General features: G+C 46.1%; 19 protein-coding genes. 8 read left to right on the top strand and 11 right to left on the bottom strand.

Going from position 1 to position 22,944, the window contains the following annotated elements; translation table 11 throughout:
- Window position 1: 1 nt before the first annotated feature.
- Genes IE094_RS06065 through cysQ form a run of 3 tightly spaced genes read right to left on the bottom strand, consistent with a single transcriptional unit; the run spans window position 2 to window position 2,803 of the window.
- The gene (locus IE094_RS06065) at window positions 2-1,225 is read right to left on the bottom strand and encodes a glycosyltransferase family 2 protein (protein ID WP_189639689.1); all 1,224 of its coding nucleotides are present in this window, start codon (window positions 1,223-1,225) and stop codon (window positions 2-4) included.
- The gene (locus IE094_RS06060; protein WP_189639688.1) at window positions 1,222-2,004 is read right to left on the bottom strand and encodes a 3-deoxy-manno-octulosonate cytidylyltransferase; all 783 of its coding nucleotides are present in this window, start codon (window positions 2,002-2,004) and stop codon (window positions 1,222-1,224) included. Before IE094_RS06060 ends, IE094_RS06065 begins: the two co-directional genes overlap by 4 nt.
- A gap of 1 nt (window position 2,005) precedes the next feature.
- Window positions 2,006-2,803 (bottom strand): 3'(2'),5'-bisphosphate nucleotidase CysQ, encoded by a 798-nt coding sequence (cysQ, locus tag IE094_RS06055; RefSeq protein ID WP_189639687.1) that lies wholly within the window; start codon window positions 2,801-2,803, stop codon window positions 2,006-2,008.
- A 122-nt stretch (window positions 2,804-2,925) separates the two neighbouring features.
- On the opposite strand from cysQ, the gene IE094_RS06050 reads away from it, so the two are divergent.
- Window positions 2,926-3,750, top strand: a complete 825-nt coding sequence (locus IE094_RS06050; RefSeq protein WP_189639686.1) for an ABC transporter permease — start codon at window positions 2,926-2,928, stop codon at window positions 3,748-3,750.
- Here IE094_RS06050 and IE094_RS06045 read toward each other — a convergent pair.
- Window positions 3,747-4,349 carry an alpha-ketoglutarate-dependent dioxygenase AlkB gene (locus IE094_RS06045; protein WP_189639685.1) on the bottom strand — a complete coding sequence of 201 codons (603 nt, stop codon included), beginning with the start codon at window positions 4,347-4,349 and terminating at the stop codon, window positions 3,747-3,749. The genes IE094_RS06050 and IE094_RS06045 overlap by 4 nt on opposite strands.
- Before the next feature lie 254 nt (window positions 4,350-4,603).
- Here IE094_RS06045 and dnaK point away from each other — a divergent pair, with 254 nt between their 5' ends.
- Together dnaK and dnaJ are read left to right on the top strand one after the other, a co-directional pair.
- Window positions 4,604-6,499, top strand: coding sequence for a molecular chaperone DnaK (dnaK, locus tag IE094_RS06040; protein WP_189639684.1), 1,896 nt, complete (start codon window positions 4,604-4,606; stop codon window positions 6,497-6,499).
- Window positions 6,500-6,570: 71 nt separating this feature from the next.
- The gene (gene dnaJ, locus IE094_RS06035; RefSeq protein ID WP_189639683.1) at window positions 6,571-7,710 is read left to right on the top strand and encodes a molecular chaperone DnaJ; all 1,140 of its coding nucleotides are present in this window, start codon (window positions 6,571-6,573) and stop codon (window positions 7,708-7,710) included.
- A gap of 51 nt (window positions 7,711-7,761) precedes the next feature.
- On the opposite strand, the gene IE094_RS06030 is transcribed toward dnaJ, so the two are convergent.
- Window positions 7,762-10,023 (bottom strand): NADP-dependent malic enzyme, encoded by a 2,262-nt coding sequence (locus tag IE094_RS06030; RefSeq protein WP_189639682.1) that lies wholly within the window; start codon window positions 10,021-10,023, stop codon window positions 7,762-7,764.
- A 269-nt stretch (window positions 10,024-10,292) separates the two neighbouring features.
- On the opposite strand from IE094_RS06030, the gene IE094_RS06025 reads away from it, so the two are divergent.
- Entirely contained in the window at window positions 10,293-11,438 is a 1,146-nt protein-coding gene (locus tag IE094_RS06025) for an NAD-dependent epimerase/dehydratase family protein (RefSeq protein ID WP_189639681.1), read from the top strand.
- A 44-nt stretch (window positions 11,439-11,482) separates the two neighbouring features.
- Here the strand turns inward: IE094_RS06025 and IE094_RS06020 are convergent, their stop codons facing one another.
- The 4 genes from IE094_RS06020 to IE094_RS06005 are packed head-to-tail and all read right to left on the bottom strand — an operon-like array spanning window position 11,483 to window position 16,106.
- Entirely contained in the window at window positions 11,483-12,283 is an 801-nt protein-coding gene (locus IE094_RS06020) for a Stf0 family sulfotransferase (RefSeq protein WP_268247216.1), read from the bottom strand.
- 47 nt (window positions 12,284-12,330) lie between these two features.
- On the bottom strand, window positions 12,331-13,173 hold the full coding sequence (locus IE094_RS06015; RefSeq protein WP_189639679.1) for a Stf0 family sulfotransferase: 843 nt from the start codon (window positions 13,171-13,173) through the stop codon (window positions 12,331-12,333).
- A 31-nt stretch (window positions 13,174-13,204) separates the two neighbouring features.
- Window positions 13,205-15,892, bottom strand: coding sequence for a glycosyltransferase (locus IE094_RS06010; RefSeq protein ID WP_189639678.1), 2,688 nt, complete (start codon window positions 15,890-15,892; stop codon window positions 13,205-13,207).
- Window positions 15,893-15,923: 31 nt separating this feature from the next.
- Window positions 15,924-16,106 (bottom strand): hypothetical protein, encoded by a 183-nt coding sequence (locus tag IE094_RS06005; protein WP_189639677.1) that lies wholly within the window; start codon window positions 16,104-16,106, stop codon window positions 15,924-15,926.
- A 210-nt stretch (window positions 16,107-16,316) separates the two neighbouring features.
- Between IE094_RS06005 and IE094_RS06000 the strand changes: the two genes are divergently transcribed.
- From IE094_RS06000 to IE094_RS05990, 3 genes are all read left to right on the top strand, one after another.
- Entirely contained in the window at window positions 16,317-17,276 is a 960-nt protein-coding gene (locus IE094_RS06000) for an NAD-dependent epimerase/dehydratase family protein (RefSeq protein WP_189639676.1), read from the top strand.
- A gap of 4 nt (window positions 17,277-17,280) precedes the next feature.
- On the top strand, window positions 17,281-18,114 hold the full coding sequence (locus tag IE094_RS05995) for a glycosyltransferase (protein WP_189639675.1): 834 nt from the start codon (window positions 17,281-17,283) through the stop codon (window positions 18,112-18,114).
- Between the two features lie 328 nt (window positions 18,115-18,442).
- Window positions 18,443-19,342, top strand: coding sequence for a hypothetical protein (locus tag IE094_RS05990; RefSeq protein WP_189639674.1), 900 nt, complete (start codon window positions 18,443-18,445; stop codon window positions 19,340-19,342).
- A 2-nt stretch (window positions 19,343-19,344) separates the two neighbouring features.
- On the opposite strand, the gene IE094_RS05985 is transcribed toward IE094_RS05990, so the two are convergent.
- Entirely contained in the window at window positions 19,345-21,303 is a 1,959-nt protein-coding gene (locus IE094_RS05985; RefSeq protein ID WP_189639673.1) for a glycosyltransferase family 8 protein, read from the bottom strand.
- A 116-nt stretch (window positions 21,304-21,419) separates the two neighbouring features.
- Here IE094_RS05985 and IE094_RS05980 point away from each other — a divergent pair, with 116 nt between their 5' ends.
- Window positions 21,420-22,238, top strand: coding sequence for a Stf0 family sulfotransferase (locus IE094_RS05980; protein WP_189639672.1), 819 nt, complete (start codon window positions 21,420-21,422; stop codon window positions 22,236-22,238).
- Window position 22,239: 1 nt separating this feature from the next.
- Here IE094_RS05980 and IE094_RS05975 read toward each other — a convergent pair whose 3' ends face one another.
- Window positions 22,240-22,848: a hypothetical protein gene (locus tag IE094_RS05975; RefSeq protein ID WP_189639671.1), complete on the bottom strand. Its 609-nt coding sequence runs from the start codon at window positions 22,846-22,848 to the stop codon at window positions 22,240-22,242.
- Window positions 22,849-22,944 lie beyond the last annotated feature (96 nt).

Here is a 22,944-nt window from a genome sequence, read left to right as displayed (position 1 = left end):
TTTATCCACGCGAACTGTCTAAAATTTTCGAAAAATCACGCTGATCGCTGAGCAATACCTGTTCGCGTTTTGCCCGTGATCCCGTTGTATAGGGATGGAATATCGGATCGGTTCGATCAGAGCGTCCGTACACACCACCAGTTTGAACCCAAAATCCACGCGCGTCAAAATAGCGGCGGTGAAATAACGTCGTATGCGTAAAACAAAACACTGTTGTCGGAATGCCATGTGCCGCCATGCGTTCTGCTCGTTTTACCATTTTATTCCAACGCAACAATGATCCAACGATCGCGACCCCTTGTGGTTCGACATCACTAAATGCAGGTTTAAATTTGCGCTGTTTTTGCAAGGATAGATTACACTTCGGATCAATCACTTGTGCGCCTTGCGCCATGCCTTGATCCAGGCTTTGTAGTAATGCATCCCTTTGTGCACTGGTAATTTTTGTTCCAGAAACAAATGCCGATAATCGCTGTCCTTGCTCATCACGAAACGCCTGCAACGTTGCAAGGTCACCATATTGGCGCAAAAAATATGTCTTGCTAAACCCTATTTGAAACAACGATTTTGGGGCACGGTTTGCGCCGCGCGTACCGCTTGCCGCATAACCATGTTGCACCTCTGCCAGTGGCACAACCGCGGTATTCCAACCGGCACGGCCCATGCGCAGCGTCAATTCTGTTTCATCCAAATAGAACGCAAAGTTTTCATCAAACCCACCAAGATCGATCAACGCCGATGTTCGAAATGCACAGTTTGTTCCTTGAACCTTGGCAAACCTTTTATCGTATGTGTGAATGCTAACACTTGTATCATCAGCCCGATCCAGCGTGTGATCATTACCATTCATGTCGGTTGCAAGTGCACGCCATTGAAACGAAATCCCATTTCGCCCACGCACATAACCCCCCGCAACACCCACATCAGGGTTTTCAAAGGGTGCGATCAAACGTTCCAACCACCGTGGTTCTGGAATTGCGTCATCATCGCAAAACACGATGACGTCACCAACAGCGTGAGAGATACCAAGGTTTCGGGCAGTTGAAATATTGGCATCACCAAAATGTATAAATTTAACGTTTTTCAGCGCAGGATCATGATCCGCAACCACGACAATTTCGAAATTGTGATAGGTTTGAAACCGCAACGCCGCCAACACCCGTGCCAATCCATCGGGGCGCCCGTGACTGACGATAATCACACTGGCGGGTGGCGCAAAATTCATTCGATGCCCAGCGCTGCCAGTATTGATTCAACACGCGGTACATCTTCTGGATTGTTAACCTCCCAGAATACGCGGCCTTTTGCGTCGACTTCGACGCATTGAATATGGCGACCTTCGGCCAAAAATCGCATTTGTTCCAGACCTTCTTGGCGTTCCAATTGTGATTCAGGCCACTTGGCATATGCGCGTAAACTTTGCGGGCGGTATGCATAAATTCCACAGTGGTGATATACTTCTGCGTCGGGATTTTCCGCATATGGAATGACTTCTTTGGAAAAATAAAGTGCGCGATTGCTTTTATCAAACGCCGCTGTGGTACCACCCACCAACCCATTCATACGATCATTTTTCAGCTCTGCCACCATTTGTGTATCACAACGTAAAACGGGTGTGGCGACATCGGCCAAGGGCGCATCATGTAACCGTTCAATCAACGCAGGAATAAACCAAGGAGGCGTGAGCGGTGAATCGCCCTGCAGGTTCACCACGATCTCAAACTCTTTGCCCAATGCATCGTAAGCCTCGGCACAGCGTTCGGAACCATTTCGCGCAGATGATGATGTCATCACAACATCCGCACCAAAATCCGTTGCCACATCTTTGATGCTTTCGTCATCTGTTGCAACAACGACCTGTGCATCTGGCACGCAAAGTGCTGCTTCCCAGCTACGTTGTATCAGGGTTTTTTTGATCCCCGTTGCACCGCGCAACATGGCCAGTGGTTTTCCATTAAACCGACTAGAACCATAGCGTGCGGGAACAACGACAAGAACCGGCATATTATGACTTTTGCAACGCCACACCTGGCGCATATGCGATGAAAAACGGGTTTTCAAAGATGGGTTTGCCATATGTCAGTGGTTCGTGATTATCAAATCGCACAACATCGCCACCAGCGCCCAATAATACCGCGTGACCCGCCGCGGTATCCCATTCCATGGTGCGTCCAACGCGGGGATATAAATCCGCTTCGCCCGTTGCAACCAAACAGAATTTCAATGACGAACCTGCGGCGGCGCTGTCTTTGACCGAATATTTATTGATGTAATCTTCGGTTGCCTGATCGCGGTGCGATTTTGATGCAACGATAATCAGGTTGTCATTGTCAGGCTTGGACACAGAAATCGGTTTTACTTCACCAGATTTATCGGCGTCGTGATCGCCAAATTCTTCGACAGATTGACCTGTTGCATCTGTGTAAAACAACCGCTGTTTTGCAGGCGCATAAACCACGCCCGCCACAGGTTTGCCATCAACAACATAGGCGATGTTTACGGTGAAATCGCCACGACGGTGGATGAATTCTTTGGTCCCATCCAGTGGATCAACAATAAAGAATGTATCTGATGTTTCGCTATGTGTGTCCGACTGTTCTTCTGTCACGATGGCCACATCTGGAAATGCTGCACGTAGGCCCGCAAAAATATGCTTGTCCGCCGTTTCATCCGCGATTGTCACTGGGCTTTCGTCTGATTTTGACTTCACCTCAAAATCGTCGCTGTTGTAAACATCCATGATCAAGGCCCCAGCCTCGATCGCGAGTTTACGGATTATTTGCGTGGTTTGTTGCATGTCCATCAAAGATATCTTTCTTTCGTCAATTATTAACCGCAGTTGAATTACCATGACATATGATCACATGACACCTAAACAGCAAGTCGCCATTGGCAAAATTCAATAACTTGCATTAGATAATGAACATGATGTTACCAACAAACCAAAAAAAATCGAAACTGTCGAAGGCGATTTCGTTTTTCGAACTTGCCTATCATTCGATTGTGCGAAACGTCCGCAAGGGCCATTCGAATGCCGTTCAAGGTTTGATCATGGACGTCTTGCAAAACCTATTGCTGGTGGTTTTCTTTGCGCTGTTTATTGGAATTTTGGGCATGCGAAGCGTGGCAGTGCGTGGAAACTTTATCCTCTATGTGATGACGGGGGTGTTTTTATACCTAAGCCATATAAAGGTTATGGGCGCTGTGCGTACCGCCGCGAGCCCCACCGACCAGATGTTAAAACACGCGCCCGTAAATATGTTGCTGAACGTGATCGCAGCATCTTTTTCCGCGCTTTACATTCAGCTGTTGTCAATGGCGGTTTTGCTGTTTGCCACGCATGTGTGGTTGGAACCCGTGGTGTTTTATAACCTTAAGGGTGTGGCGGTGTGTTTTTTCCTTGCATGGTTATTTGGTATCGCGATGGGGGTTTTATTTTCATCGCTTGGGATATTTTTTCCCAAGCCAATGACGATCATCACCACCGCATATACCCGCATGAACATGATTTTCAGCGGGAAAATGATGCTTGCAAACAGCTTAACGCCCGCACTGTTGCCTTGGTTTACGTGGAACCCACTGTTTCACATCATTGATCAGGCACGCGGGCATACGTTTATCAACTATATCCCGCGAAACACAAATTTGACATATGTTTGGGTGGTGTTTTTGATCGTTCTTATGCTTGGGTTTATGATTGATCATTGGGCACGAAAATACGCATCGCAAAGCTGGAACGCACGCGGTTAATCAACCACCCGCAAGGTCAAATTCAATCGCCCATGTGCGTTAAACAAACGTGAGCTGCCAAATTTGATACGATCAATCCCGTGATACGCCAAACGCGCATCGCCCCCCATGACAACCACATCCCCTGATTCCAACCAAATCGATTGCGTTTTGCCGCCACGTTTAGTGCCACCGACACGAAACAGCGCAGCATCCCCCAGTGAAATGGAAAGCACAGGATACGAATAATCCGCTTCGTCATTGTCTTGGTGTAATCCCATCTTGGCGTTTTCACCGTAGAAGTTAATTAAACAACAATCAGGCATGCGGGTTTTGGAAACCAGATCCTGCCACACCGACACGATCCCATCAGGGATATCTGGCCAGCGAGTGCCGTTGGGGTGGCAATCTACATATCGATATCCGTTTGCATCCGAATACCACCCATATTTTCCCGCAGCACTCATCCGCACAGACATCTGGCCACCACTTTGGGTTTTTGGTGAAAACATCGGTGCTGCGCTGACAACATCGCGCAATTCTTTTGCAAATTCTTGCTGAACGGTGGTGGATAAGTATGATTTGTAAACCTGAAATCCCGCTAGGTTCAAAAACGTCATCACACCATCCTCAACATCGGAAATTTTTGCCCAAATTTATCATAATTATACTAATATCAGCTTCCAAATCGCGCGACACCCGTATTAAAGGTGAAAATTCGCACAAGTTAACAAAAACGTGCCCTTTCACCGCTTGCAGACATAGGTTGTGTCGCCTATATAACATTTTGCCTGTTAAAGGGCTGAAAAGGGATAGAGGTTGGATGCCGCATTAGGGTCCAACGTCCGCAAATCGCCAAAAGAAGGAAACGATCATGGCTAAAGTTATTGGTATTGACCTAGGAACAACAAACTCCTGCGTTGCGATCATGGATGGATCACAACCAAAAGTAGTTGAAAACGCCGAAGGCGCGCGCACAACCCCATCTATCGTTGGTTTCACCGATGATGAACGTCTGGTTGGCCAAGCAGCGAAACGCCAAGCGGTGACAAACCCAGAAAACACATTATTCGCAGTGAAACGCCTGATTGGCCGTTCCGTGAATGATCCCGTTGTTAAAAAAGACCTTAAGCACCTGCCATACAATGTTGTTGATGGCGGCAATGGTGATGCATGGGTCGAAGTGAAAGGTGAAAAATATTCACCATCACAAGTATCTGCATTCATTCTTGGTAAAATGAAAGAAACCGCAGAAAGCTATCTTGGCGAAACAGTAACGCAAGCCGTTATCACTGTTCCTGCGTATTTTAACGACGCACAACGTCAAGCAACCAAAGATGCCGGTAAAATCGCTGGCTTGGAAGTATTGCGTATCATCAACGAACCAACTGCTGCTGCACTTGCATATGGTTTGGACAAAGAGGGTGGCAAAACCATCGCTGTCTATGACCTTGGTGGTGGTACATTCGACGTATCCATCTTGGAAATCGACGATGGCCTGTTCGAAGTGAAATCAACCAACGGCGACACAGCGCTTGGTGGTGAAGATTTCGACATGCGCATCGTTCAATATTTGGCCGAGGAATTCAAAAAAGAAAACGGCGTTGATTTGTCCAAAGACAAAATGGCGTTGCAACGTTTGAAAGAAGCAGCCGAAAAAGCAAAAATCGAGCTGTCTTCAAGCACGCAAACAGAAATCAACCAGCCGTTCATTTCAATGGACCCAAAGGGCGGCCAACCGCTGCACTTGGTTTTGAAATTAACACGTGCAAAACTGGAAAGCCTTGTTGCTGATCTGATCGCTCGTTCAATGAAACCGTGTCAGGCCGCATTGAAAGATGCTGGCGTTTCCAAAGGTGAAATCGACGAAATCGTTTTGGTTGGTGGTATGACACGTATGCCAAAGGTTATCGAAGAGGTTACGAAATTCTTTGGTAAAGAACCAAACAAAGGTGTGAACCCAGACGAAGTTGTTGCCATGGGTGCCGCTATTCAGGCTGGTGTTTTGCAAGGCGACGTCAAAGACGTTGTATTGTTGGACGTAACGCCATTGTCATTGGGTATCGAAACATTGGGCGGCGTATTCACACGCCTGATCGATCGCAACACAACGATCCCGACCAAAAAATCACAGGTGTTCTCTACTGCGGAAGACAACCAAAATGCTGTAACCATCCGCGTGTTCCAAGGTGAACGCGAAATGGCTGCAGATAACAAAATTTTGGGCCAGTTCAATTTGGAACAAATTCCACCAGCACCACGTGGTATTCCACAAATCGAGGTTGCTTTTGACATCGACGCCAACGGCATCGTGTCTGTATCCGCCAAAGACAAGGGTACAAACAAAGAGCATAAAATCACAATCCAAGCGTCTGGTGGTCTGTCTGATGACGACATCGAACAAATGGTACGTGATGCCGAGGAAAATGCGGAGTCAGATAAAGAGCGCAAAGAATTGGTTGAGGCGAAAAACTCTGGCGAAGGCCTGATGCACGCAACCGAAAAATCGCTTGAAGAGCATTCAGACAAGGTCGACCCAAGCACGGTCGAAGTGATCGAAATGTCTATGGCAAATCTAAAAGACGCACTGGAAACAGACGACGCCGGCAAGATCAAAGCACAGATTCAAGATCTGCAAGAAGCAGCAATGAAACTGGGTGAAGCGATCTATAACGCGCAAGCTGGTGAGGGCGACGAAGACGAGCCAAAACCAGTTGACGACGATATCGTTGATGCCGACTTCGAAGACCTTGGCAAAGAAGACCGCTAAGATCACAGTGAACGTAACCACATGTTGGTTGGCCAATTTATTTGGCCGGCCAACACCATAGTGGAGGCGATATGTCAAAACGTGACTATTACGAAATTTTGGGCGTTGCCAAAGGCGCATCAGAATCAGAACTGAAAAAAGCCTATCGCAAAAAAGCGATGGAGCTGCACCCAGATCGCAACCAAGACAACCCAAAAGCAGAAGCACAGTTCAAAGAGGCCAATGAGGCTTACGACGTTCTCAAAGACCCCGAGAAAAAAGCAGCATATGACAACTATGGTCATGCCGCGTTCGAGGGTGGCATGGGTGGTGGTGGCGGCGGTTTCCGCGGACAGGGCGATTTTGGATCGGCTTTTTCCGATGTTTTCGACGATCTGTTCGGCGATTTCATGGGCGGCAACCGTGGCGGTGGCGGCCATCGTGCAACGCGCGGTTCCGATTTACGCTATAACCTGAATGTCACCTTGGAAGAGGCGTTCACAGGCAAACAGCAAACCATTTCGGTTAATGCATCTGCATCCTGTGACACATGTTCAGGAACGGGTGCGGCCAATGGTTCAGAACCATCTGGATGCCCCACATGTTCGGGCATGGGTAAGGTACGCGCACAACAAGGTTTCTTTACCGTTGAACGCACCTGTCCAACCTGTTCTGGGCGCGGCGAAATTGTAACCAACCCTTGTAAAGCCTGTTCAGGTACTGGCCAAACACAGCGTGAACGTTCGTTAAGCGTGAACATTCCCGCAGGTGTGGAAACCGGCACCCGTATCCGTCTGGCAAACGAGGGCGAAGCTGGCACACGCGGTGGGCCATCAGGTGATCTTTATATTTTCATCAATGTGGCCGATCATGAATTGTTCGAACGCGAAGGTTCAAATCTGTTCTGTCGTGTCCCGGTTAGCATGCGCACCGCTGCACTTGGTGGCGAAATAGAAGTGCCAAACATTGACGGTGGGAAATCCCGCGTCAAGGTTCCAGCAGGGGCCCAATCAGGCAAACAAATGCGCCTGAAAGGCAAAGGTATGCCAGCATTGCGCGGACATGGAAGCGGTGATTTGTATCTGGAAATCGCGGTGGAAACACCTGTGAATCTGACAGCAAAACAAAAAGAGCTGCTCAAAGAATTCGATGAACTCTCCGTGGATAACAATCCAGAAAGTTCGAATTTCTTTGGCAAGGTAAAATCATTTTGGGATGGGATGAAGGGTTAAACCTTCACCACCAATTCAAAAATTCGAAGGGCCTTTGGGGCCCTTCTTTTTTTATCCAACGTCACATGCCGCCATCACGGCCATATTCAAAATGTCGTTCACTGTCGCATTGACCGAACAAAGCTGAACGGGTTTATCAATACCTGTCAGGATCGGCCCGATCATTGTCGCCCCACCCATTTCTTGCATCAGCTTTGTTGAAATTGACGCGGAATGGCGTGCAGGCATCACCAAAATATTCGCAGGCGCCGACAGGCGTGCAAACGGATAATATTGTTTTCGCAACGCATCGTTAAGCGCCACATCCACTGTCATTTCACCCTCGTATTCAAAATTCACGCCGCGTTTATCCAACACATCAGGTGCCATCGACATTTTTTCAGCGCGTTCCGATTTTGGATAGCCAAAGTTGGAAAAGCTAACAAACGCAACACGCGGATCCAACCCCATTTTACGTGCCACTTCGGATGCACGTTCTGCAATATCGGCCAAATCTTCGGCCTCTGGCCATTCATGAACCAAACTGTCGGCGATCAAAACCATACGCCCCTTGTGTAACATCGCATTCACACCAATCGCACCGTCCCCTGGTTGGGCGTCAAATACGTGATTGATTTGGTTCAAGCACAATGCCGATTTACGCGTGGCGCCCGTGACCATGCCATCTGCATGACCATGCGCCACAACCAACGCAGCAAACACATGGCGATCGCGTGATGCCAGTTTGTGGATGTCTGACAAATCGTACCCATCGCGCTGCAAACGATTATACAAGAAATCCTTATATGGGCGCAGATGGTCGGTGGTGGCCGCGTTCAATACTTCGATATCTTCGAATGCTTCGCCCATGCCTGCCTGTTCAAGTTTTTCTTTCACGTCGGCCTCGCGCCCAATCACGATCGCACGGCCCAAGCCAGATCGCACATATGCAACGGCGGCGCGCAACACGCGTGGATCGTCACCTTCGGCGAAAACCATCGTCGCTTGGTTATTGCGAGCACGTTGGAACATCGCCTGCAAGAATTGTGCGGATGGGTCCAAACGCGATTTCAAATCCAGTGTATAGCGTTCCATATCGATGATCGGACGCCGCGCCACACCTGTTTCCATACCGGCCTTTGCAACCGCTGGCGGGATGATGTGAATCAGGCGCGGATCAAACGGTGTTGGGATAATGTATTCTGGCCCAAACTGTAGTTTTTTACCGTAGGCAAGACCGACTTCGTCTGGCACGTCTTCGCGCGCAAGTGCGGCCAATGCTTCGGCACAGGCAATTTTCATTTCATCATTAATTGAACGCGCATGCACATCCAACGCGCCGCGGAACAGATATGGGAAACACAAAACATTGTTCACCTGGTTTGGATAGTCAGACCGCCCCGTTGCAACAATCGCATCAGGGCGCACTGCATGCGCATCCTCTGGCGTGATTTCAGGATCTGGATTTGCCATGGCAAAAATAACAGGGCTATCTGCCATGGATTTTACCATGTCTTGTGTAACCGCGCCCTTGGCAGACACACCAAGAAACACATCCGCACCCTTCATCGCATCATCAAGTGTGCGCAATTCAGTTTTGATTGCATGTGCAGATTTCCATTGGTTCATACCCTCGGTACGGCCTTGGTAAATCACACCTTTGGTGTCGCAAATAATGCAATTTTCATTCTTTGCACCCATGCGTTTAATCAATTCCAAACAAGCGATGCCAGCCGCGCCAGCACCATTCAAAACAACTTTAACATCTTCGATCTTTTTACCGCTGATGTGCAAAGCGTTTAACAGACCCGCTGCGCAAATCACCGCCGTGCCGTGCTGGTCATCGTGGAAAACTGGAATATCCATCAGCTCTTTTAGCTGTTGTTCAATGATGAAACATTCAGGCGCTTTGATGTCTTCTAGATTAATGCCACCAAAACTTGGCCCCATGAGTTTTACTGCGTTAATGAATTCATCCGCGTCCTCGGTGTCGAGCTCAATATCAATTGAATTCACGTCGGCAAAACGTTTGAACAAAACGGCCTTACCCTCCATCACGGGTTTGGATGCCAGCGCACCCAAATTCCCAAGACCCAAAATCGCCGTGCCATTTGAAATCACCGCAACCATGTTGCCTTTGGATGTGTAATCATATGCAAGCTCTGGATTCCTACCAATTGCCTCAACAGGAACGGCAACACCAGGTGAATAGGCAAGCGAAAGATCGCGCTGCGTGCTCATTGGGGTTGATGCAATCACTTCGATCTTACCAGGTGTCGGCTCAAGGTGATATTGCAACGCTTCTTCGTCGGTTACACGTGATTTTCCGCTCATTTGCTTTTCCATCTCAATGATAGTTTAACATTAAACTAATGTCGTTTTGTTATTCATACTTCCTTTGTACAAAATTAACAACCTTGTGCGGCGCAACATAACACATCAAGTGCCCGCGCGATTATCGCCGCACACAGTCGTTTTGGCCAATTATAATAAGCAAATATCCGATGAAAACCCAAAGATATTTGAGCTAGACTTGTATATTTGGCTTGGTTTGACTACTTGTAGCCAGACATAAAACAGCCTGTGGATTCTAGGGGACAAATATGAAGGTAATAGTACTTGGTGGCGATGGTTTTTGCGGTTGGCCAACCAGCTTAAAATTGGCGAAAGAAGGCCATGACGTAACGATCGTTGACAACCTGTCGCGCCGTGCAATTGATCTGGAGCTGTCTTCTGGCAGCTTAACCAATATCGCATCAATCCGTGATCGTATCAAAGTAGCCAACGAAAAGGTTGGCAAGATTGATTTTCACAACATCGACATCGCAAAAGATTTCGCAGGCTTGCGTAACCTGATTGCCGAGGTGAAGCCAGATTCAATCATTCAATTCGCTGAACAACGCGCTGCACCATATTCAATGATCGGTGATACAGAGCGTCGTTACACCGTGGACAACAACATCGTTGGTACACACAACGTTTGTTCTGCAATCGTCGAAGTTGATCCATCAATCCACCTGATCCATTTGGGCACAATGGGCGTTTACGGATATTCCAAAGAATTTGGTAAAATCCCTGAGGGTTACTTGGACATCGAAATTAAATCCACAGCGCAGGACACACAAATCCTGTATCCAGCAAACCCTGGTAGTGTTTATCACATGACCAAATGCTTGGATCAGTTGATTTTCCAATTCTACCACAAAAACTGGGGTCTGAAAGTTACAGACCTACACCAAGGTATCGTTTGGGGCGTTGAAACCGCTGAAACCAAATTGGACCCAGTATTGGTGAACCGTTTCGATTACGACGGCGTTTATGGCACCGTGTTGAACCGCTTCATCAGCCAAGCGGCAAATGACGTGCCGTTGACTGTATATGGCATCGGCGGCCAAGAACGTGCATTTATCCACATCGCAGATTCTGCGCGTTGCTTGCAACTGGCTGTGGAAAATCCACCAGCAGACGGCGAACGCGTTCGTATTTTCAACCAAGTATCCGAAGTGCAAAGCGTCAAAGGTTTGGCACAAATTTTGGCAGACCAAACGGGGGCAAAAGTTCAATTCGTTGATAACCCACGCAAAGAGCTGGCGGAAAACGAATTGGAAGTTGCGAATGACGGTTTGCGGTCACTGGGTTTCGAACCTGTTTTGTTGAATACAGACTTGATCGAAGATGTGAAATTCATCGGCAATGAAACCAAGCACAACTTTGACAAAGCAAATGTTCTTAGTTCGCCCAAGTGGTAAGTGTTAGAAGTTGTTTACAAAAAAGGGGCCAACTGGCCCCTTTTTTACTTTATCGTCTCTAACAACTTTTTCACTTTTCGATTGTGATCGCCTTCACTTGCGAACTTTTCAAACGACGCTCTAATCTCCTGTGATTTTGATTTATCAATCAGCTTGCGCAAGATGCGGTCAAACTGATTTTTTTCTGGTGTGAACCCGTTGGCAACCGCATGATCAAACAGTTTTTTCTGTGCCTCATCTGAATTTTGAGCAAGATAGTCATAATCAACTAGCAGCGCCCGTCCTGCATTATTTGCCGCAATCTGATGAAGCACTTCATTGTCCTTTGCCACGCGTGGAACTAGATCAATAATCATTTGGTTAAGCGCGTCTAGATCCAGTTCTTTGCCTTCATACGGATCAACGTCTTTCATCCGCTTTGTGTCTCGGTGGTGATACACCGATGTGCTCCGCGCCACAGCGCGTGAAATACATTGATCCAAAACGGATTCACGGATGATGACAACCAGATTAACCGCGTCAAATTTTTCATAGGCCCAGTCGATAACAGACTGCATTGTCTTGCTTTTGTCTTTGTTGGCTGGCAGCCCTAGAAAATTACACAGCATGGGTGATTGACCAACCATCAATTTCACACCTGCTACATCGGGGTTGTCGTCTGCACATCCGTTTTCTTGCAAAAAATCTATGATGTCTTTTTCACTTCGCGGTAGCGGGCTGCCCTTCGCTTCGGCCTTTTTGTGTTCCCCGAACAAACGTTTAAAATGCTCTTTAGGCAATCCCAATCCGCCCAATCCGATCATATCTTTGCAAAGCAATGTCGAACCAGAGCGTTGCGTTGCCATAACCAAAGTCAATTTGTTCATTTCGAAACCTTTTTCAAAAACGTGTTTCAGTCAGCGTATTTTGGATTATCCAAAACATCGCGTAACACGGCATAGTCTTCTTTATTCAGCATCTCTCCCAAAAGATATTCGAAAAAATCTGATTTGATTTTTTCCGATCGATCGGTATCGATTAGTTTTCGTAAATATCTTTTTGCTCGTTTGTTTTCGGGTGTGATGTTATTACTAACCAGATGGTCATACAGCTTTTTTTGACAGTAATCTGCATTGCGAGACAGCGTATCATAATTGATGTTCAAGATGTCCGACTTGTTGTTCTTGATCACCGATAACAAGTCAGATTGCAATTCCCGCACAAGCGTCAAATTATCAAGAATGTTCTGGTTCAACAGCGTCCGGTCAATCTTGGCTTTTGCATATGGGTCTGTTTCTTTTTTACCCTTGGGTGAACGATGGTGAAACACATCGGTTACGCGCGCCATGGACCGTGAAATTGCCTGATCCATTATTGATTTACGCACAATCGAAACCAATGCAACTTGTTCAAATTGTGTACGCGCCCAATTGATAATTTCTTGCATCGCTTCTGCGCGATCTTCGATCAATTTCCCACTGATATTTTGATAGACCTGCGGCGCATAGGAAACCATCAATTTCACCGACCCAACCTCGGTTTGATTTTCGGTGCCCAATCCCGATCGCAAACTTTCCAAAACAGTTTCGATATCTGCCTTCATTTCGCGCCCAGCATTAAAAGCTGCGCGATCGGCGCGAACCATCGGCAACAGGTGCTCTCGTGGTACGCCAACACCACCCAAGCCTTCGATATCTCTACACAGCAATGTCGAACCGGAGCGCTGAGTCGCCAATATAAGAATAAGCTTTTTCAAAATTTCCCTACCAAACCCATTAACGTATGAGTTAAACCTTGCTATTGACTATTTTCTTGGCCAGACGTCTCGCAGCCTGTGCAACGCGTTTGGGCAATATTCCACCGCCTCGCAACACCCATTCAACCTGATTGCGCAATCTTTCGTGTCGATCTTTGACACGGTGAAGCTGCGATCGAAGCGCCTCCGCTTCTCGTGATTTCACATCCAATCTTTGGGCCAATTCGTTTTCGGGCAAATCACTGTATTTGGAAATATCCGGAATTCCACCGCCAACAAACCCCTTTTTGTTTATCGAAAATGATTTATCATATTCCGCATAGATCGGGTTATCTTCGTATCGATCCAGCGGCGTTTTTGGTATCGCAACTGGAATCTTTGCACCCTTATTCGCGGCGAGCATTTGTGATTTCATCGCGTTAAATTGCATCCGCAATTCATCACGCTCTTGCGCACGCGCGAATTTCATATCACGCTGTGAATCGCGATCTTTACGAAGCTTGTCCACCTGAGCCGTCAACCGCGCATGTTCTTCGTACATGCCATAGGAAAACAATAACAAATTGCGAAACACTGTTGGCCCGTAACGATAAAACGGGCGCACTTGGCGGATATTTTCAGCTTGGCGATTATACAATCTCAACGCCAAAAGTTTATCATTCAATTTGCGGCGCCAATAAAGAGGTTGTGGAATGGATTCACAAACACCTCCGTTCAAAGCGATGGAATGATACAGCTCTTTTTCATCACCCAGAATTCTGAAATCACCCGTAAATCCGCCAACTTTGTCAAAATCGGTGCGGCGTACCATCATATCCAGCGGTTCGGAATCCGCGTCAAAGAATGTGTAATTAAGATTCCCCAAAATCGGCATGCGCATAAATTCTGCGTTGGATGGCTGCGTTGGAACTTTGGATTTAAAATCATAACAAAAACCCGTCACAACACCGAGGTTTCGTGTTTGGGCAACCTTTACCAATTTACTCAGTGCGCCATCAAACAGCACGTTTCCTGAACGGGTAAGATAGATCAATTCCGCATCTGATCGTGCAATCGCATCATTCGCGCAGACACCGTAATCCAGACCCGGTGATTCAATATATTTCCAATTCAGCGCGGCAAAACGGCTGGTGATTTTTTTCAGATCCGCTTTGGCCTTTTGAACAATACTGCCGTCATCTACCAAATAAACATCAAAATTGCTGTAGTCTTGTTTTTCCAACGCTTTCAGGCTGTTTTTCAATCCGGCGATATCATCGCAATGCGTGACAACAACCGAAACCTTGGGCGTTGGTTTTTTTAACACAACCGGTTTAGTTTTAAATTTTGAAAGCGAATGATGGTATTGAATCCATGTTTCAATATTCTTATCATTATCAAACGAGCATTCAGCCACAACACCACCATTTTCCAGCGAACGCTCGATTTGGCGTGCCAGCGGGACGGGGTGAGGATCGCATAAAACATCGTCGTGATATTCTTCTTTCACTAATTCTGGGCTGCCGCCAGAATTTGATGCGACAAACGGAATTTGGCAAATCGCTGCTTCGTAAACCGCAAGCGACGAATTTTCGATAATGCTGGGCATCACCGCCAACCGATTACCAGAAAGCAAATAGCGCAGCGCGGGTTCTTGTTGGAAATCTGTCAGCAATTCAATTTCACACGGCCAGTCTTGGGAAATCTCTTTGATGAAATCCAAGACATCGACATCCGGGCGGCTTTGAATGCGTGCACCTGGTTTGCCCATAAAGGAAATTTTTGGCGGTAACTTTACGCCTTGTTGCACCAAGTTGCTGATCGCATCACAAAATACGGCCAAACCTTTGCGCGCTTCGAGGCGACCAAAGAACACGATTTCATCCACTGGCACACGCGTGCCAGGTGATACGTTGCGATCACCGATGATTTTTTTCAGATGCTCTATCGAAATAATATTTGGCTGCACAAATGTTGCATCGCGCTTCAATGCATAACCTTGGCTTGCCATCCAGCGCAGCAAATGTGCAGAGCCACCAATTATATGATCGCCAAGCTCTACCGATTTTTGTTCAATAAAAATCTTGTCCAGATCATCCAGCGTGCGCAGCGAGTGTGAACCATACAAACGATTCCACAGCCAAGGCGATGAACATTTCACCACAAAATGTGTGTCTTGGAACGCCAGCCCTTGTGATTTCGCCAACATGGCCAAATATCCAGATCCACGCCATTCTGACACATGCACCATGTCAAAATGGTGATCTTGTAAATAACGAAACATGTTGAACATTGGTGCGGTCCAACGATCGGACGCACCTTTGCATTTTTCTTCGGTATAGTAATCTTTGATCGGTACAAACTTTACACCAAAATCGGCATAATATTGTATCCACTCGTCAATCGTTCCCGTTTCACAATAAACGCCGCGCAAAAACAAAATGGTAACATCGAAACCTTGCTCGGCTAGAGTGCGCGCCAAAAATGAATAAGTCGTCCCGATGCCACCGTTGCGCACAGGGCCAACGATGTCTTCGGTTGCGATGCAGATTTTAGGTTTGTCTGTTTTAGACGTTAATAGTTTTAACGACGTTAAATCATTAAATTGTAAGTCCCAAGAGTCCGCCGCGGGCCCAACTAGATCACGCAGATCGGGTTTAATATTCACGTCCGAAATTGCTTCTTCCAGCAATCGAGACCCCAGTTTTATTTCCGTAGAAATTTTTGATGTATCAGACAAGTATCAACCCACATTCTCGTTTTTTGGCAGCTTATTTTGTTGAGTCAATTTGCGCAATCTCTTTGCGAATTTGCAAAATGCGCAATTCTGCTTCCATGATACCCATACGTGCCACTGCATCGCGATTTCGCAATTCGTTAACTTCTACTTTGCTGTGCAATTCTTCTACAAGCTTCTTTTGCGTAGCTTTCTTGTCTTCTAGTGTTTTTGTCATAACTTTAATCGCCCCAAAATTGGATTACCAAACAGTACATCATTGCCGACGATATAGTTGTTATCCCCGTAGGTTTAAAGATTTACTAACCAAGATTAGGGCAATTTTTTCGAAAAACCCAACGACACTTGAATGTTGAAACCCATTCAGCGCTGTGCGAAAAGGCATAAAATGAAACCGCGCGTTATGCGTAATAATTTTGGTGTTTAAATGGTGCAAGATAATCCTTTGATTTTAGTTGGCGGCTATGGCTTTGTCGGGCGCAATATTTTGGATGCGGTTTTGCAAGATCCCGCATTTTCGCAATTTCGACCACTTGTCATCGACAACCTAAGCAATGCGTGTTCAGGACATGAACAGTTGGGACTGCCAGAATGCATCGCCCATTATAATGATGCGACTGTGAAACCGTTCTTGGATCAACATGCTGATGCACCGCGCACGTTTATATTCTTGGCTGGTGAAACACGGGTGGCGGAATCCAAGGATCGCCCACTTGATTTCATCGATGCCAATATCAAAGACCCAGCGCAATTTGTGATGGAATCCGTGCGCGAGGGTGATCGATTCATTCTCATTTCTACTGCTGGTGCATTGTTTGATGGTACGTTTGAAATCAACACAGACAGCGTTTATTGCCCTAAAAATTTCTATGGCGCGTCCAAGGCCGCAGAAGAAATGGTTCTTGAAAAGCTGGTTGGTTTGCGCGGCGCTGAATTTTCGATTGTCCGTTTTACCAATGTTTACGGCACGCATTCAGAATTAAAGAAAAGCGCGATCCACGCGTTTACCCGCGCGTTGCTGCAAGATACATCTGTGACCATCAATGGCGATGGCGAACAACGCCGCGATTTTGTGTTTTCGGGCGATGTTGGCAACGGCGTTGCTACACTTGCAAAGCGCATGGCCAACGGCGATCATTTTGACAAGGTGAACATGATCGGAAGCGGTGAAACTGTATCGCTCAACGACGTGGTTGCCGCATTAGAATCCGCCGCGCAAAAGCCGCTTAAATATCAACGCGACGAAGCAAAAGAATTATTGGCAACGGAACCGCGCGAAGTGAGCGCGCGAAAATCAGATGTCGAAGTGTTGCTTGGTGAAAATATCACCAGCCTGTCCAGCGGATTGAAACAAACATTTCATTATTACCAAAACTTGCTGAAATAACCTGATGGCGGAGCAACGGCATAACAATGCTCCGCCGTTTAGCGTGCTTGCGGTTACTCACGCTGGGGAATCAGACGAAAATCTGAGACGGTTTTTTGACTCGTTGCGCACGCAAACCTTGCCTGCAAATGAAATTATCCTTGTGATTGACGGGCCGATCAACGACGCACGCAAAACATTATTGGCCGAACTTTCACACGCACTTCCGATGCGCCAATTCGAAACCGAAAAATCCTCGCATGGGATTAGCCTTAACTTTGGCCTGACGAAATGCCAACATGATTTGGTCATGCGCTGCGATAGCGATGATAACAACCTGCCACGACGGTTTGAAATTCTGCTCCAAGCCTTTCTTGCCAATGACGTTTCGGTCTGCTCGGGCCCAATCGAAGAATTTCAATCCGATGGCACGCGAAAAATTCGCGCTTTGCCAGCGGGGCGCATTACACATCGCAACCTATATTCGTTTTTCCGCAGCCCCATAAATCACAACAATTGTTGTTATTCAAAATCCGCAGTTATCGCCGCAGGCGGATACCAAGGTGGACGCTTGGAGGATTACAAGCTTTGGATCAATATGCTGCGCCAGCGCCACAGTTTTTATAATGTGGATGCAATATTATTGCATGCCGATGCTGAACGTCTTTCCTATCGCAGGGGTGGTGGTGATTTTTTGCGCGCTGAAATTCGCATGTTTATGTTAAACGCGCCGCGATTTTGGGGGCTTGGTGTGATCCCGTCGCTTGCAGCGCTTTTATTGCGGGCGCCGCTACGCTTATCTATGTCGCGGCCCATATTGGCGTTTTTCTATCAAACAATCCTGCGCCAAAAGGTTTAGCCATTTCATGACAAAACCCACACTTTATCTTCATATCGGGATGCACAAAACGGGGACGACGTTTTTGCAAAACATACTCGGACGCAATCGTGAACACCTATTGGAAAACGAAAGTCTTTTTTTTCCCGACTACGCAAGCGTTCTGAATGGGCAACTTACGACTCGCAGTGGTGCAAATTCAGGTCACGGCGCGTTTACACATCGCCGCCGACAGGCAGCCATTCATCAGCGCATAATAGATGACTGCAATAGGTTAAAGCCAAAGTCGGTTTTGATATCTTCTGAAAATTTCACCATTTGGCGCCGCAAGGTAACAGCAAAACAATATTTGTCTCGATTTCAATACTTTGATCGAATTGTTGTTATACTTGTTCTGCGCCGCCAAGACCGTTGGATTGAAAGTTATTACAAACAATTGCTCGACGGATTTATTGATTTTGAAATCCGCAGTATCGAGCAGTTTTGCGAAGACTTAGATGAACAGCTTTTTGACTACAAAAAACGTTTTCAACCGTGGTGCGATATCGTTGGGGCGAATAATTTTCGCGTTGGCTCCTATGACGATATCATCTCAGGGCCGGGCTTAACAACGTGGTTTTGCGATGAGCTTGGCCTATCTTCGGCATCCCGAGAATTTCTATCGTCGCAAGACGCACCACAATATCCAAGCGCAAGCGGATTAAATAGTTTTGCATTGCGCCTATTAAATAAGCTGGTCATCACGAACAAAGAAACACGCACAAAAATCGTTCGGGATTTGTATAATGCGGGTGAGGTTGAAAATTTTGATTTGTTACCAAAACATGTAGCCGAAAATTTGCGCGATAAATATAAAACGTCAAATGATTGGATTTCCAAAAACTGGATTCAGACCAAGACACCGGAGTTTTCGGAATGGAAAGCATTGCATTACACCGACACCCCCACGCCAAATACGCAACATGCCAATCTCATAAAAAAATTGGATGCGCTTGCAGATTCAATTGAACAGCATTGCGGGCCCAGTGCACGCGCACTCGCATTTCGAGATCTCGATAAAATCCTAGCGACGAACGGATCTGACACCAATTTTCCACAACGCATCAAAACCGTGAATGACGATTTGCGTCGCGCCTGTAAAATTCTTCAAGCGCGGCTTGCAAACAGTTCGAAACGCTTCTTAATTGCTGACCTCTCGCGGCAATTGAAAAAAGTCGGCGTGTCATTGTGGCGTCGCCTAAACGGCTAATCTCAACGCAATGATCGAGCAATCTTATTAATTACTCGTTGCCCGATATTGGGCACGCTAGTTTTTGGTTTTTCCAAATAGGTAAACCCACAATTCGCATTCCATTTCTCTTCCAGCAACTTAACTGTTTCGCGATAAAGTAATGAATATTCTTTGGGCGCAATTCCCCCTGAATGCCACGGTTTTTTCTTTCCTGAAAAATGAAAAATTTCGGCGTCTTTATGTTCATCTTTAATTTTTTGAATTTCAGAGGTTTCAGCATAACTGGAATAGAAAAACTGGATCATGTAATTAACCCTGCTGGTTAATAGCATCTTTTTACCGCTAAATACGATATTCACCGCGTCCTGATCACGTTGAACCAAGGCCGTTGCATCGGTCTTCAACATTTCCAAACTACGTAATGCACGGTTTTTGTATTCTGGATGATTCATGTTTAGTACCAACAATCCAGCATTGAGGTAATCCAAAATGTTTTCCTCACCACCAGCGATATTCACAAGACGGTTCATTTTATCCGCTGAAATTGATTTCGGATTATATTTGATTCGTATCGCGGCGCTATCGCTTGCCCCGGCTATGATATTATCCCCCATATCCATGTCGAACAAATAGGAAATGTCTTTCATGACCAACATATCACTATCGATATAAATCACCCGCCCGGATTGAATGTGTTCTGGCAAATATAGTCGTGAAAATGTTGCGCGCTTTTTGTCCTTGATACCCACATCGCGATCCAACTTAAGTGTTTCGTCACAAATATGTAGCTGTAGATTTTTGAACACATCAGAAAGCGAATTCAAATGTGCAAAATCTTCGGGTAGCAAACTATCGACAAGCAAAAAAATCCGTACCGGTTGGTTTGGATCCATTTTATCCATCACCGACAAAATACAAGCATACGCAGGCTTTACGAAGTTGCGATCACATGCCATTGCAAATTGATATTTGACGGGGTTTCTGGGCAAGACAGGATATTCAGGGCAAATATCAAAGCTGCTAAACCCTTTGACATTTTTTGCAGAATACGGCTGATCAAAATCAGTATCAGCCAAATTTGGTGAAAACAAATTTCCCTTACTTTCAAGTCGGTCAATTTGGTTCTGAGGCAAGACAAATAATGAGCGATACAGTCGTTCCAGCTCTACCAAACCATTGGTGTATGCATTCGCAAATAGCGTCAATTGTTGACGACGCTTTTCGCGCATTCCCCGCGCAAGCGTTGTGCCGATAAGGCGCTGCGTCCACTTTGCCCGCCAGGTTTCAATATTCCCGCAATCAAAATGAAGAATATGGCCAAACGAGGATTCAAGCTTTGATACCTTTAATTCATCGTTCTTGGGGTTGGGCCGATGCACACCAATGGATGCGTAATTCGCAGGGATTTTGTAAATCGTTTTCCCAGTTGTGTATCCAAAAAAACCTTTGCGTTGCAGGGATGTATGCTTGCCCTTTCGCACACCGAACCATGTGTTGGCAACATTGCGTTTCAAAAAGATATCTGCCCCAAAAGGGTTCGTGACATCGCTGGTTGGGGAATGGCGTGCCTCGACCACGCTTAACATGAATGATCCAAAATTTTCGGGCTGTTTATCCAACAAATCAGCAAGTGGTTGGGGCGCATAGACAAGCTCGTCACTGTCAATCGATGCAAGGTATCGAACACCCATTTCTTTGGCTAAATCAAGGCTCGTTTTCAAAGCAAACATTTGTTTTGCCTCGACACTTATAACGCGCCCTTTGATCCGTGTTTTCCAATAGTCCATTGTGCAATGCGTAATGGAAACCCGTGGATCAGACGAAAACAATTCTGAATAATCGTTTAAGGGACGATCAAGATAGATGAAAACATGTATAACCCCTTGATTTAAGTGCCAGTTTACGACGTTTACCAACTGATCCATCACACCAGCATGGGTTAAAGTTATTGCAATGCCAGACAACGGACGGTTCGTCATAATAATCCCTCAAATTTAGCCCGTTTTACTGGTAAGCGTCGCCATTGCAAAGTAATAACAATATAAATAATTTGCTCATAATTCTTAAGCAAAGCTCCCAATATAGAGAATTTATAATGGCCAAACTTACCCTGTTAATCGCAACCCAAAGATCTGGAAGCACGCTCTTAAGATCGGACATCCAAGATTTGGGCGGAATGGGTGTACCTGGTGAGCATCTGATGCCACTGATCCGCAAAGACAAGAAAGCATTCAAACAAGGCGGTGATTTAACGGTCAGCGAACAGGATGTCATCGATTTGATCGCGAAAAAGGGCGGGGACGATAATTCACCTGATGTCTATGGGTTAAAGCTCATGGTGTCATACGCAGATCACGTAAATTGGATGTTGGGTGGTGAAAAGGAAACCCACCCCGTGCAAGCGGCGCAAAATGTAATTGATTGGGCTTATCGCACATATGACGCTGTTAATTTGGTGTCCGTTGTACGCCCATCTATTTTGGATCAATCAATATCGCGTGCGATGGCAAAAACGACTGGCATGTATCATATGCCACAAGGTGATGGGGCATATGACCCCTATGCTCAAACTGAAATAGACGATGATCTGTTAAATTTTGCTATCTGGCGCGAGGTGCCAATTGTGATTAATCACATGCGAAACTTACAGTCCATTCTCGACGCGAACCAAGACAAAGTATTGAAGATCGAATTTCGTGAGTTGACCAAAAACCAAACGGAATCCAATCTTCGCATTGTCGAACATGCCCGCAAATTTGGGTTTGAACCACATAAAAACCTTGCCGAAAGAAAATTGAAAAAGCTGATCAAAAAAGAGCGTTCAGAGCAAATAAAGCAAAACTTTTTCAACTTTGCTCTTAATCAAGGATTTGGAGTTGAAAACTTTGAGATGATCAAATCAATTCTAAAGTAGCCTATGATAATTGCGCCGACAAATGTTGGGCAAATGCACGCATATAGATCACGCCGTAAGCTTCGTTCATATGTGCCCGATCGCCACCATTTCGTTTACTCTGTGTGGATGTGGGTTGCTGACGAGCAAATTTTTCAGATGTGGAAAATTCGGAGTTACGCGTTTCTTTTGGTTGGGCAAACACCGATACATCTATTTCCGATAATACTTCTGATAACATATTAATTCGATCGTCAAACGCGATCGCTTTGTTGTTCCATTGTTGAATGTAATCATCAAAATGCGCTTTTAGCGGATTAGGCGAAAACCAAATCGGTTTTTGTGTTATTTGACGCAACCGCAACACAACAACGGCACCCACGCTTGTTTTGAAACCATCTTCCATAAGCAGTTTTTTAACAGCAGCTGACAGGCGATTATCTTCTGCAAATATTTTTTGGCCACCGATTACAAAAAATGCATCATACGCGTTGGAATCAATGCTATCCAATCCGTTTGAAGACAATTCAAGTTTTGATTTTAGTTCGTCATTATTTGCAATTAACTTGTCTTCGCTGATCTCTAGCTGACCAAGTGTTCTACGTGCAGAGCTGAAAAACGTAACCGACACATCTGGAAACTCTTCGCAGATAACGTCCCAACCTTATTTGAGCGCGCCAGCATGGCTATTCCCGATCAACGCAATTTTTTTCACGATATTCTCCAG

The organism is Paramylibacter ulvae (assembly GCF_014652655.1).
Taxonomy (GTDB): Bacteria; Pseudomonadota; Alphaproteobacteria; order Rhodobacterales; family Rhodobacteraceae; genus Amylibacter; species Amylibacter ulvae.
The sequence above is the reverse complement of the archived record's forward strand: the minus strand, read 5'-3'. Positions and strand labels throughout refer to the sequence as shown.